The organism is Paenibacillus sp. VMFN-D1 (assembly GCF_003386155.1).
Taxonomy (GTDB): domain Bacteria; phylum Bacillota; class Bacilli; order Paenibacillales; family Paenibacillaceae; genus Paenibacillus_AQ; species Paenibacillus_AQ favisporus.
In genome coordinates this window covers 479,758-491,367 of record NZ_QRDU01000001.1, presented here as the reverse complement: position 1 = coordinate 491,367, position 11,610 = coordinate 479,758, and the positions used below count along the sequence as shown (strand labels likewise).

The following is an 11,610-nucleotide window of genomic DNA, read 5'->3' as shown; positions in this document are numbered from 1 at the left end:
CCTCAGACTTGAGGGGGTTGAGTAAAAAACATGTGCCCCGGTTTGACCCGAGGCACACCGCATCAGCTGCCGTTATTCTTCCAGGGAATTCGCTTCCTCTTGTGCCTTTTGGAGCGCTTCGCCCATCTTTTCAGGCGTCGTCTGGTTGCCGATCAGCTTTTGAATCTGAATGTTGCTGATTTCCGTCGTCACGTCAGCCTGTACGAGCGAGTCGAATGCCGGGAAGGAGGATTGTGCGGAGTTCAGCACGTCGACGATTTGCTTCATCAGATCGTCGGTAATGCTCGACTCCAGCACAGATGCGTCCAGCTTCATGGCCGGCAGGACCCCGTCTTCCACCAAGCCGCGGATCTGCATTTCCTCATTGAACATATTCTTGATAAAGGCTTTCACCGCTTCCAGCTTGCGCGGATCCTTGGCGACCGCGGACGAGAAGCCGTAGCCGTTGTTAACGTCGCGCATCAGCGCCGTCTGATCGCCTACACCGCCATCCACCGGCGGAAGGTTGAAGAAGCCGACTTTACCGATCATGCCTTCGCCGGATTCCCCTTGCTTGAACACCGAAGACTTCCAGGTTCCGTCATACATCAAAATGGCTTCCCCGCTCGTAAATTGAGTCGTGTACTCGGCGTATTCAAAGCCCAGCTCGCCCTTTTTGAAATAACCCTTGTCGACCCATTCCTTATGCTTCGCAAACGCCTTGACCATGTTCGGATCGTTCCATTTGGCTTCGCCGGTAGCAAATTTGTTCGTAATGTCCGGTCCCGCGTAGCGCGACCACAGATGGTTGGTCAGCATCAGCGGCACCCAGCCTGCCTTGGAAGCTGCCGCCATAGGCACCTTGCCGTCGGCCTTGATCGCGGCCAGCTGCTCTTCCAGCTCGGCGAACGTTTTAGGCGGCGCCCAGCCCTTTTTATCGTAATACTCCTTGTTGTAGAAGAAGCCTTCGCCGGATCCGCCGATCGGCAGTCCGTAGACTTTACCTTCGTAAGTGAACGGCTCGAGCGAGCTGAACTTATCCTTGATCCCCAGCTCCTCAATGATCGGCGTCAAATCAAGCAGCTTGCCCTCTTTGGCGTACACTTTGGAATCGGGGCTGCCGAACAGGTCGAAAATATCCGGCGGATTGCCTGCCGCCATTTCGCCGCGCAGCTTCTCTTTCCGGTTGACGTCGGATTCCACGCCATCCAGCTTGAACGTTAACCCTTCGATTTCGCCCTCCGTCTTTTTCACGACGTCCTGCAAAATGGCAAAACGCTTCTCTTTGTCCTGGCCAACCTGCGTATGTCTCAGTGTCAGCTCGAACGGTTCGGCCTTTTGCGCTTCCTCCGTCTTCGGCTCCGTTCCCGATGAACCCCCGCCCGTCTCTCCGGCCGATTTGTTATCGCTTCCACAACCGGATAACGCGAGCGACGCCGCAAAACATAACGAGATCAGCAGCATCAAACTTCTTTTCATCTTCATCTGGTTAAGCCCCCCTTAGCAATCTGGTTTACATGCTTAATTATAAGAAGCGGCCGCCAGATCCGTAAGGAGAATATTCCGCTAATGCAGGGGGAAAATCCTCTACACCAAGTGAAAATAATCACATTGTTAAAAATTTGACACTTTTCCCCCGCCCAGCGCGCACTCAGCCGCTCGTATTCCCGCTATAATATGGATAAAGGCAATCACATTACAGCAAGCCAAAAAGGGGAAATGAACGATGAGCACACTGCCTGCACTCGAGGACACGGTCCGGAATACATGCTGCTTCTCGGACGCCAACTTCACACGGATGCTTTCCATGATGACGGAAATAAAGATGCCTGCGGGTTCCCACCTGTTCTGGGAAGGGGATGCTGCCGACAGATTTTACTATATCTACAGCGGATGCGTTAAATTAAGCAAATCCTCGGTTGAAGGGAAAGAGCTTATCGTCTATATGTATACAAGCGGCGATATCGTCGGCCAGGCCGACCCGATCGGCAGCCGTACGCACAGTTATACCGCCGAGGTGCTTGAGGACAGCGTCGTCGGCGTAATCGACCAGCAGGATATGGAATTCCTCATTTGCCAGGACGGCGCTTTTGCGATGGACTTTATGAAATGGATGGGCAACCATCACCGCCTCACGCAGACCAAGTTCCGGGATCTCATGATGTACGGCAAGCCCGGTGCGCTCTGTTCGACACTGATCCGGCTCGGCAATACGTACGGAGAACATACCGGAGGACGTATCATCATCCATAAAAAGCTTACCAACACGGATCTTTCGAACCTGATCGGAGCTACGCGCGAAAGCGTCAACCGGATGCTGGGCGACCTCCGCAGATGTGGTGCGGTGGACATTGTGGACGGCCTGATTGTCATTAACGACATTTCTCATCTGCAGGGCATCTGTCACTGTGAGCATTGCCCGAAGGAAATATGCCGGATTTAAGAGAAATCATCACTTCCCTCTGCGTGCAGCGCAGGGGGTTTTTCATGCGCTAAAAGAAGGCTGTATCCCTTCGATTCCATTCTACCCCCTCTAATTATTCTATTTTCACCCTTCCAAATACCTATATTCATTAAAGCGCTTTCTTCATATACTATTAAATGATTCTTAAGACCTATATATAATGCGGAATAAAGAACCGATCAATTGGATAGCACCTATTTCCAAGGACTCATCCACTACGCAGATCTACCTATTATGTCGTGGGCCTGCTATCAGACTACAGATCCTTGTAAGGAGGACTGAGATCCGCCAATACCAGGAACATCATATGCCTTACCCGCTGTCAGATCTGGTCATAAGGAATCGTGTTTGTCGTGAAAGAGGGTCCATCGAATCAGGTAGTACCGCATATCACATAAAGGAGTGTACGATTGTCATGTCAAGTAAATATTCATTGCGTTCAGGATGGATTGCCGCCTTCGTTGTATTATGGTTTGCCGCGGGTCTCTTCCCGGGAAATGAGGCTAAAGCGGAAGGTTACACCAAAGCAACCTGGCTGTGGAACACGGTGCTGATCAAGACGGAAGCCAAGGAGATGCTGAAATTTTCGGCCGATCACGGCGTCCGTACGATTTATCTCCAGACCAACAGCGATATTCCTGCTTCCTACTATAAGAGCTTCATTAAGCAGGCCGGAGCTTTGGATATCCGGGTTGATGCGCTCAGCGGCGCCCCGTCCTGGGGACTTACGTCGGAACGTTACAAAATCACAAGCTTCCTCGATTGGGTGAAGGCGTACCAGAACGGCGCTGCAGAGGACGAGAAGTTCCAGGGCGTTCATGTCGACATCGAACCCCACGTGCTGCCTCAATGGAAGTCGGACCAGACCTCGGTCATCCGCCAATGGCAGGAGAACGTCCAGTATTTAACCGATAATGTGCGTGAAATGAATCTTCCAGTTGCCGCCGATATTCCGTTTTGGCTCTGCAACTATACGACAGCGGACGGAACAAGCACGCTGAGCCGCTTCATGATCAGCCAATATGACGCTGTTGCGATCATGTCCTATCGGGATACCGCCGATGGCATCTACAGCACCGCCAAGCGCGAACTGGAAGAGGCGAACTATCTCGGCAAACCGGCCTTTGCTTCTGTCGAAACGAAGCCGAGCAGCGAAGGCGAATTTATTACCTTCTATGAGGAAGGAAAAGCTTATATGGACTCCCAGCTGGGCAAGCTTCAGCAATTGGCGCAGGTCAATACCTCATTCGCTGGGGTGTCCGTTCACGACCTCGACGGCTGGAGATCGCTTAATGACTAACCCGAACCGCAGAAAAGCCCCTGAGTGCCTGAATAAACGGCGCCCGGGGGCTTTGTCTTTTATTTATGCGACCGGATCGATCTGTACGGCAGCCTGCTTGCCGCTCACCTGGATGCCTGTTTTGGCGCGGCCCCACTCCTTTAATTCCCGAACCAGGTCCTCCAGCAGAACCTTGGCGGCGGCGCCCTCCTTGCCCTGCACCCGGACCACCAGCATGACTGCATTTCCCGCTTGTAATATTCGCACGGCCTGCTGCTTCTTCGTGTCCAGATCGTGCTCCTCGATGTTCGGGGTCAGCCGGATCTCCTTCACCTTGACTACCCGGTCGGAAGATTTGGCTTTGGCTGCCTGGGCTTCCTTCTTGGCGTCGGCGGCAGCCACCAGCCGGCACGGCGGCGGACTGCTCATCAGCGACGTGCAGACGAGGTCCACTTTCAGCTTGCGGGCCATGGCCAATGCTTCCCTGGTCGGGACGATTCCGATATCCTCGCCGTTCAAGCCGGTTAATTCCACCTCAGAAGCCTTGATCTTCTCATTCATCCACATAGGGGTACCCTTCCTTTTACACACGACATGAATCATTTATTCTAGATTTTCATATCACATTTGCTGTCGGCCCAATTCGGGCTTGTCCATTTGCTTGTCCGTCGCTTGTTGATTTGCTTGTCGATTTGCTTGTTTTGCTACTATACGCTTGCCCGTTCCAGCCTGATTTCCACTTCATCCTGCGGCGTCAGCTTCATCTCCAAACCGCTGTCCACCAGTTCCTTCCCGTTCACCTTGACGACCCACTTCTCCACCGATTTGGGACTGTACCCCTGGACGGTGTCTACGTACATTTTATTGTCCGTCAGCTTCACGAAACCGCTGTGCGCCATAACGTCCCTGACGCTTTGATTATTGGTGTACGGAAATACATAAGAATGCGTCATATCAGGCTTCATGGACCCGCCGTCCAGCTTCAGCACGGTAAATTCGGGAGCCTTTGCATCTTTCCCGTCCTTTTTAGGGTCAGCGTATTGAATGTTGATGGAAATTTCGTCATGGTCCTGCAGGACGGTGTCGAGATTGTCTTTGCCCAGCTTCTTGCCATTGATTTCAAATGCCCACTCAAATAAAGGATCCAGGGACACCTGGCTGATCGTCAGGACGCTGCCGTTGTCGCTGAAACCGACGATGCCGCTTCTCTTCAGCCCTTCCCGGACCGTCACGCCCTGCTGCAAATATTGTCGTAAATTTTGGATGACCGCCGGTGAGAAGAAGCCGTCTTTTTCCGAGAGAGAGACCTCCCCATTGACGTCATTCGAATAAACGTTGGCCGATGCCTCCTCCTGGTCGGCTTGTTTGCAGCCTGTCAGCAGCAGTGTTGCTATGATCAACATGATGAATGCAGCGTGTAAAACCGGCTTCCTCATCGAATAACCACCTTTGCTTCCGCAATCTCGCAGGACTCTTCCAAAACGCAAATAGAGCCCTCCCCTGAGGACTCTATTTTACCATATTCGAGCCGGGCCCGCATAATCCGCGCATTCCGGAAGATGTTTCCTATGAATCGATAAGAGGCTCCATGAACGTCCGTGTGCCGTCGGTATTTTTCAAATAAGGGCCCAAACCGAGAAAATTCGCCTGATCCACGTATACACCTGTCATCCACGTGCCCTCCAGCACCTCTCCTCCAAACTGCAGCATCAGCGGCGGAGCTGAAATATATTCCTGGTAGATCGGAATTTTCGTGTTGTGTTTCTTGTAACTTTTGCCAAGCTGGATCAGAGGGGCTTCATGGACATAGGTAGGCACAAAATAAGTGGAGATGACCTCCAGTTCTTCTTCTGTGAAAAAAGGAGTGTCGCCGAGAAAGGGGTGAAACATGGTGATTTCTTCGTATTGGGACCAGATGATGACCTGCAGCAGCATGCTCTGATGACGGCCGTTGTGAAAGATGTATTCATGCTTGGACCTTCCGTCCGAGGCATGATTCGCATCAAGGCTCTCGACATTATGCCGCTCACAGCCGATGCATTTCCAGCCCGTAGGACCTTGAATCCATTTCTGAAAAATCGTACTGCTCTTGTCTTTGTCTTCGTCGGCAGGTGACGCCTGAGCAGGCCTGTCTATGGTCCAGCGTTTCCAAATCGATTCCGGCCAATACCGGCTCAGCATGCTGAGTGTCTTGTCGTAAATGCCCCGAACCTTGACCGAAGCGCTTTCAAGCTCGTGTACATCGTCCTTGCCGTACCCGATTCCCTGGGAGAGTAAGATCTTCCTCATCGTCATCCGCCTCCTTATACGCCGAAAAGGCAGTTTTTTACCAATTATACTACAGACTCCGTCATTTGGTGCAAGTCTTTTCCTATAATTAACAAAAACCCTCCTTAATGGAAGGAAGGTTTGTCGTTAACGGGGTTCCCGCAAAACCGTACCTTTCGGACGGTTTTACAGCTCAACCCACTGTTCTGCCCACTCTTGAACCTGCTCCATAACGGGACGCAGCGCACGGCCTTTATCCGTCAGCTCATATTCGATACGGACAGGCGTTTCGGGATAAACGTGCCGAACCAGAATTCCTTCCGTTTCCAAGTCTTTCATGCGTTCGGACAGCATCTTATCGCTCATCGAAGGAATTAATTTCGATATATCCTTGAACCGTTTCGGACCATCCATCAGGGAAAAGACGATCAAGCCGTTCCAGCGTTTTCCTAATATGGAGAAAGCATTTTCGAATCGCGGACACATGTTAAATTGTTGTTGATTCATGATCTTCACCTCTTTACAGAATCCATGTAAACAGTTACGTCTCATGAACGCTTACATTAAGTTAGTATATTTCATTTTACCACATTTTTGCGCAAAATGAAACAAGACAACTGCTGGAAAGCTCCGCAAATGTTCTTTCCCTTGCTAAATGGGACTCCCGATTCCTTGCTGATCCCATGATTTGCAGATCATCCGAAAATCATGCATGCTCTGCAAGCAAGCAAAAAAGCGGCGGTTGGACCGCCGCTTTAGGCTGATGCGCCTTGCGAAAGCTTATAATACTGCCGCCGGCTTCAGCTCTCTGACCGGCTGCATGTTGCCGAATACCGGAGCCGGCGTTTGGAGAGGATACGCCCAATTGATCGCGTTGGCGATGACTTTCAGAATTTCCGGCTGGTAATAGGTCGGGAACGTCTCATGGCCAGGACGGAAATAGAAGATCTTCCCTTGGCCTCTGCGGAAGGTGCATCCGCTTCTGAACACTTCGCCGCCTTCGAAATTACTGATAAACACAAGCTCATCCGGAGCCGGAATATCGAAAAATTCGCCGTACATTTCCTCATGCTCGAGGATAATCTTGGCGTCAATGCCCATGGAAATCGGATGGGACGGATTCACGTTCCAAATGATTTCCTGCTCCCCTGCTTCTCTCCACTTGAGGTCGCAGGAGGTTCCCATCAACGCTTTAAACGGTTTGGAGAAATGGCCGGAGTGCAGCACGATGAGTCCCATGCCGCCAAGCACGCGTTTTACGACACGCGCCACCACTTCGTCGCTGACCTGGTCGTGGGCCATATGGCCCCACCATACGAGCACGTCCGTGGCATTCAGCACTTCTTCGGTCAATCCATGCTCCGGCTGGTCCAGCGTCGCCGTTGTAATCGCAAAGCCGTTGCCGTCCAGCCCTGCCGCCAGTGCGGCATGAATGCCTTCCGGATAGACTGCCTTTACTTCATCGTGAATATTTTCATGAACGAATTCGTTCCAAATGGTTACATTAATCAATGGTTTATCCCCCTAGACCCACCACATCTCACCGAGTGGCTCTTCAATAAGTACTTGCTGCAGGTTTTGAACGGCTTTGGAGAAGCCTTCTTCAACAGACATCAGGCCGTCTTCATGCTCGATGCTGACGACATAATCATAGCCGACGAGGCGCAGTGCGCTGATAATGTCAGCCCACGTTTTCACATCGTGTCCGTAGCCTACGCTGCGGAACTGCCAAGCGCGGTCCAGCATGTTCGTGTAGGACTGCATATCGGTCAGGCCGTATTTGTTCACATTGATCGGATCGATCACGGTATCCTTTGCATGGAAGTGATGGATCGCACCCTCACGGCCCAAAATGTGGATCGCCTGCACAGGATCGATACCCTGCCACCACATGTGGCTCGGATCCAGGTTGGCGCCGATCGTTTCGCCGGCAGCTTCGCGCAGGCGGAGCAGTGTCGCAGGTGTATGCACCGAGAATCCGCCGTGGAGCTCAAGCGCGATTTTTACGTTATGCTCTTTGGCAAACTTCGCTTGTTCGGTCCAGTAAGGGATGACTTTGTTCTCCCACTGCCATGCGAGCACTTCCTGATAATCGTTTGGCCAAGGCGCTACCGGCCAGTTCGGATATTTGGCATCCTCATGGTCGCCAGGGCATCCGGAGAACGTGGTCACCACTTCTACGCCCAATTTCTCAGCCAGCAGCACCGAGTTCACGAAATCCTCGTGGTCGGCTTGAGCCAGATGCTTCTGCGGATGCAGCGGGTTGCCGTGGCAGCTCAGCGAGCTGATCGTCAGACCGCGGGACTCGATTGCGTCCTTGAATTGCTTTAATGCGGCTTCGTCCTTCAGCAGCTCCGCCGGCTTGCAGTGGGCGTTGCCGGGATTGCCCCCTGTTCCGATTTCAACGGCCTTCAATCCTTTGGAGGCGACATAGTCCAAAGCGTCCTCCAGTTTGCGTCCACCAAACAATACCATAAATACTCCCAGTTTCAAGTGTACTCCTCCTCATTCTTGGTTATCGTAGCTATAAATAATTGCTTCTATGCAAAGGATGACTATTCCTCAAAATAAACGGCTTTGCCTGTTTTGGCAGACTCGTAAATGGCTTCCAGAATCTGCGTGACCACATAGGCCTGCTCCGGCTTGACCACCGGCTCTTTATCTTCCAGAATGGCTTCGAGCCACAGGCGCTGCTCCTTGTCGGCATCGGTCTCTGCCGACCCGGAGTAGAAGGCTACGCCGCCGGCGTTCAGATCCACCGTAGTTTCATAGAGGCGGCTCATTTTCTCGCCGTTGATGCGCAGGCCGTCCTTCATGTCGGCCCCGCCTTCCGTGCCGGCAAGAACCGTCTTCGCTTCCCCGGTTTCCACGACGTTCAGCGCCCAGCTGGACTCCAGCACGATCGTTGCGCCGTTCTGCATCGTGATGAAACCGAATGCGGAATCCTCTACCTTGAACTCTTCCGGATTCCACGGGCCGAACGCGTTGGCCGCATTCTCTTTATGGCCCAGCTTGTGGAAGGTGCTCCCGAGCACGCTCTTCGGCTTATAGTTGTCCATCAGCCACAGCGTCAGGTCGAGCGCGTGGGTGCCGATATCAATCAGCGGTCCCCCGCCCTGCTTCTCTTCGTCAAGGAACACGCCCCAGGTCGGAACGGCACGGCGGCGGATGGCCAGCGCTTTACCGTAATAAATGTCGCCGAGCTCCCCGTTCTCGCACAGCTCCTTCAAGTATTGGCTGTCGTTGCGGAAGCGGTTCTGGTAGCCGATCGTCAGCTTCTTGCCGGTGCGCTTGGCGGCTTCCACCATCGCTTTGGCCTCGGCGGCCGTCTTGGCCATCGGCTTCTCGCACATGACATGCTTGCCGGCTTCCAGCGCCGCCACCGAAATGACGGAGTGGGAATCGTTCGGCGTACATACATGAATGACGTCGATGCTTGCGTCCTTCAGCAGTTCGCGGAAATCTGTATACACTTTGGCGCCTTCTGCGCCGAATTCGGCAGCGGCCTTCTCGGCGCGCTCCTGCACGATATCACAGAACGCGACCATTTCCGCCTGAGGCTGCTTCTTGAGACTCGGCATATGCTTGCCGTTGGCGATTCCTCCGCAGCCGATGATGCCGATTTTCAGGGTTTTGCTTGAGCTAGACATTTACGGGTCCTCCGTTTCTGGCATAAGATTTGATCCATTCCATGCTGGCTGCAATGCTTTCGAGCGGTGGTCTTTCACAGAAATCCTGCTCCACAACGATCCACTCCACTCCGGATTGATCCGCTGCTTCGGCTACGGCTTCCAGATTGACTTCGCCTGCGCCGAGCTCGACCGTCTGCGGCGTGCCGTCCTCTTTCCGCTTGACGTCCTTCCAGTGCACAATCGGAAGGCGTCCCGCATACTTCTCGATGTACTCCACCGGATCGTAGCCGGCAAAATATACCCAGCACGTATCCAGCTCGACCTTCAGCAGGTCGGCGGGCACCGCTTCGTACATCGCGTCGAACACCGTTTCCTCGCCGCGTGTTTCCGTAAATTCAAAATCGTGGTTATGGTACAGCAGTGTGGCCCCCTGCGCGGCGCATTTCTCGCCGATACGCTTCAGGTTGTCAAACACCTCGTCCCACTTGCGCTGCTCCTCCCCAAGGTAAGGAACGATCAGGCTGCTGTTGCCGATCTCCTTGTTATAGGCGATTTCCTCGTCCAGTGCGTTTTGCATCCGGTCATACGGCGTATGGGTCCCGATGGCGACCAGACCGTTCTCGTCCAGCAGCTTCTTGACCTCGGCGCTGGAGCGTCCGAAGAAGGTGTGGAATTCCACGCCCATATAACCCAGCTCTGCTACTTTCTTCAACGTACCCTCAAAATCCTTTTCCATTTCTTCACGAACCGTATATAACTGCAGGCCAAGCTTCAACATAATGGTTCACCCCTGTGTTCGCTTATAGGTCATCTTATTGGGATGACCGTTATTCAAGGCTGCTCTCAAGTACGACATGGCTGCCGCTGATGGATGACTCTTCAAAAGCATACATGGCTTCCAGCACGTGGTAGGCCAGGTTGCCGTTGGCCCGGTGCTTGCGCCCCGAGCGGATCGCTTCGACCATGTCGTTTACGCCGCGGCCGCGTTCGTTCTGGGTGCTCTCAAAAACAGGCGTCAGCACTTCCCATTCGCTGGAACCGCTGGGACGAAGCTTGACGTCGCCGTTAAAGAAATTCGGATCCGGCAGGCTGAGCGTCCCTTCCGTACCGTAAATTTCAATCCACGGCAGATTGGCCCCGGCTTTAATATCAAAGCTGGTTATCATCGTGGCGATGGCACCTTGTTTAAAATCGATGGTGCCGGCCAGGTGGGTCGGTGTCTGTACCTGAATCAGCTGGCCGCTCTTCGGCCCCGAGCCGATGGTCCGCATCGGGATCTGGGCACCTACCGAAGCGCTGATCCGGCGGATCGAGCCCAGCAGCTCAACCAGCGCTGTCAGGTAATACGGACCCATGTCCAGCATCGGACCACCGCCCGGCGCGTAGAAAAATTCAGGGTCCGGATGCCAGCCCTCCGGGCCGCCGCCCATCATAAATGCGGTTGCCGCCACCGGTATGCCGATCTTCCCGGCTTCGATCGCCGCTTTGGCGGTCTGCACGCCTGATCCGAGGAACGTATCCGGCGCGCTTCCGGCGCGCAGGCCTTTCTGCTCGGCCAGTTCAACCACGCGCTTGCCGTCCTGCAGCGAGGTTGCCAGCGGCTTCTCTGCGTATACATGCTTGCCGGCTTCAAGCGCCGCCAAATCGATGGAGGCATGGCTGCCGGGAATCGTCAGGTTGATGACGAGCTCAATCTCTTGGTCACCGAGCAGCTCATCCACGGTGTATGCGTTTGCAATCCCAAACTCCTCAGCCCGTGCCTGGGCGCGTTCAGTCACCAGATCGGCAACCGCCACCACTTCAACAACCGGGCTTTTCTTCAAATTTTCCAGGTAAATGGCACTGATGTTGCCGCAGCCGATAATGCCGGCTTTCATTTTGTTCTCCACGAAAGTCACTCCTTACGATGCTGAATGCGTATTCAACAATCTAGTAACATGGTATTCCGAATTTATTTATATTAAAATGAATTATATGATCGAAACATG

Annotated in this window: 12 protein-coding genes; 2 read left to right on the top strand and 10 right to left on the bottom strand. The window is 53.3% G+C overall.

The window, feature by feature from the left end; all coding sequences use genetic code 11:
* Positions 1–72: 72 nt before the first annotated feature.
* A complete protein-coding gene (locus tag C7820_RS02290) occupies positions 73–1,458 on the bottom strand; it encodes an ABC transporter substrate-binding protein (RefSeq protein WP_181909051.1) in 1,386 nt (461 codons plus the stop codon).
* Positions 1,459–1,705: 247 nt separating this feature from the next.
* Between C7820_RS02290 and C7820_RS02285 the strand changes: the two genes are divergently transcribed.
* Together C7820_RS02285 and C7820_RS02280 are read left to right on the top strand one after the other, a co-directional pair.
* Entirely contained in the window at positions 1,706–2,422 is a 717-nt protein-coding gene (locus C7820_RS02285; protein ID WP_116229623.1) for a Crp/Fnr family transcriptional regulator, read from the top strand.
* A 436-nt stretch (positions 2,423–2,858) separates the two neighbouring features.
* A complete protein-coding gene (locus tag C7820_RS02280; RefSeq protein WP_089548113.1) occupies positions 2,859–3,743 on the top strand; it encodes a hypothetical protein in 885 nt (294 codons plus the stop codon).
* A 63-nt stretch (positions 3,744–3,806) separates the two neighbouring features.
* Here the strand turns inward: C7820_RS02280 and infC are convergent, their stop codons facing one another.
* From infC to C7820_RS02235, 9 genes are all read right to left on the bottom strand, one after another.
* Positions 3,807–4,289, bottom strand: a complete 483-nt coding sequence (infC, locus tag C7820_RS02275) for a translation initiation factor IF-3 (protein ID WP_116229622.1) — start codon at positions 4,287–4,289, stop codon at positions 3,807–3,809.
* A 140-nt stretch (positions 4,290–4,429) separates the two neighbouring features.
* Positions 4,430–5,158, bottom strand: coding sequence for a hypothetical protein (locus tag C7820_RS02270; RefSeq protein WP_116229621.1), 729 nt, complete (start codon positions 5,156–5,158; stop codon positions 4,430–4,432).
* A gap of 130 nt (positions 5,159–5,288) precedes the next feature.
* Positions 5,289–6,011: a hypothetical protein gene (locus tag C7820_RS02265; RefSeq protein WP_116229620.1), complete on the bottom strand. Its 723-nt coding sequence runs from the start codon at positions 6,009–6,011 to the stop codon at positions 5,289–5,291.
* Between the two features lie 165 nt (positions 6,012–6,176).
* Positions 6,177–6,497, bottom strand: a complete 321-nt coding sequence (locus tag C7820_RS02260) for a winged helix-turn-helix transcriptional regulator (RefSeq protein ID WP_076169977.1) — start codon at positions 6,495–6,497, stop codon at positions 6,177–6,179.
* 273 nt (positions 6,498–6,770) lie between these two features.
* Complete coding sequence (locus tag C7820_RS02255) at positions 6,771–7,502, bottom strand: ThuA domain-containing protein (protein WP_076169976.1); 732 nt, start codon at positions 7,500–7,502, stop codon at positions 6,771–6,773.
* Between the two features lie 12 nt (positions 7,503–7,514).
* Positions 7,515–8,483, bottom strand: coding sequence for a sugar phosphate isomerase/epimerase family protein (locus C7820_RS02250; protein ID WP_116229619.1), 969 nt, complete (start codon positions 8,481–8,483; stop codon positions 7,515–7,517).
* A 62-nt stretch (positions 8,484–8,545) separates the two neighbouring features.
* Positions 8,546–9,640 (bottom strand): Gfo/Idh/MocA family protein, encoded by a 1,095-nt coding sequence (locus C7820_RS02245; protein ID WP_076169974.1) that lies wholly within the window; start codon positions 9,638–9,640, stop codon positions 8,546–8,548.
* Positions 9,633–10,400, bottom strand: a complete 768-nt coding sequence (locus C7820_RS02240) for a sugar phosphate isomerase/epimerase family protein (RefSeq protein ID WP_116229618.1) — start codon at positions 10,398–10,400, stop codon at positions 9,633–9,635. The genes C7820_RS02245 and C7820_RS02240 overlap by 8 nt, the downstream gene beginning before the upstream one ends.
* A 49-nt stretch (positions 10,401–10,449) precedes the next feature.
* Positions 10,450–11,499 carry a Gfo/Idh/MocA family protein gene (locus C7820_RS02235; RefSeq protein WP_116231593.1) on the bottom strand — a complete coding sequence of 350 codons (1,050 nt, stop codon included), beginning with the start codon at positions 11,497–11,499 and terminating at the stop codon, positions 10,450–10,452.
* Positions 11,500–11,610: the final 111 nt, after the last annotated feature.

Bases quoted from the DNA above. Each gene is read 5' to 3' on its own strand.
- C7820_RS02280 (WP_089548113.1), top strand. From the start codon at position 2,859: ATGTCAAGTAAATATTCATTGCGTTCAGGATGGATTGCCGCCTTCGTT.
- C7820_RS02260 (WP_076169977.1), bottom strand. From the start codon at position 6,497: ATGAATCAACAACAATTTAACATGTGTCCGCGATTCGAAAATGCTTTC.
- C7820_RS02265 (WP_116229620.1), bottom strand. From the start codon at position 6,011: ATGAGGAAGATCTTACTCTCCCAGGGAATCGGGTACGGCAAGGACGAT.
- C7820_RS02240 (WP_116229618.1), bottom strand. From the start codon at position 10,400: ATGTTGAAGCTTGGCCTGCAGTTATATACGGTTCGTGAAGAAATGGAA.
- C7820_RS02285 (WP_116229623.1), top strand. From the start codon at position 1,706: ATGAGCACACTGCCTGCACTCGAGGACACGGTCCGGAATACATGCTGC.
- C7820_RS02290 (WP_181909051.1), bottom strand. From the start codon at position 1,458: ATGAAAAGAAGTTTGATGCTGCTGATCTCGTTATGTTTTGCGGCGTCG.
- C7820_RS02270 (WP_116229621.1), bottom strand. From the start codon at position 5,158: ATGAGGAAGCCGGTTTTACACGCTGCATTCATCATGTTGATCATAGCA.
- C7820_RS02245 (WP_076169974.1), bottom strand. From the start codon at position 9,640: ATGTCTAGCTCAAGCAAAACCCTGAAAATCGGCATCATCGGCTGCGGA.
- C7820_RS02235 (WP_116231593.1), bottom strand. From the start codon at position 11,499: ATGAAAGCCGGCATTATCGGCTGCGGCAACATCAGTGCCATTTACCTG.
- infC (WP_116229622.1), bottom strand. From the start codon at position 4,289: ATGTGGATGAATGAGAAGATCAAGGCTTCTGAGGTGGAATTAACCGGC.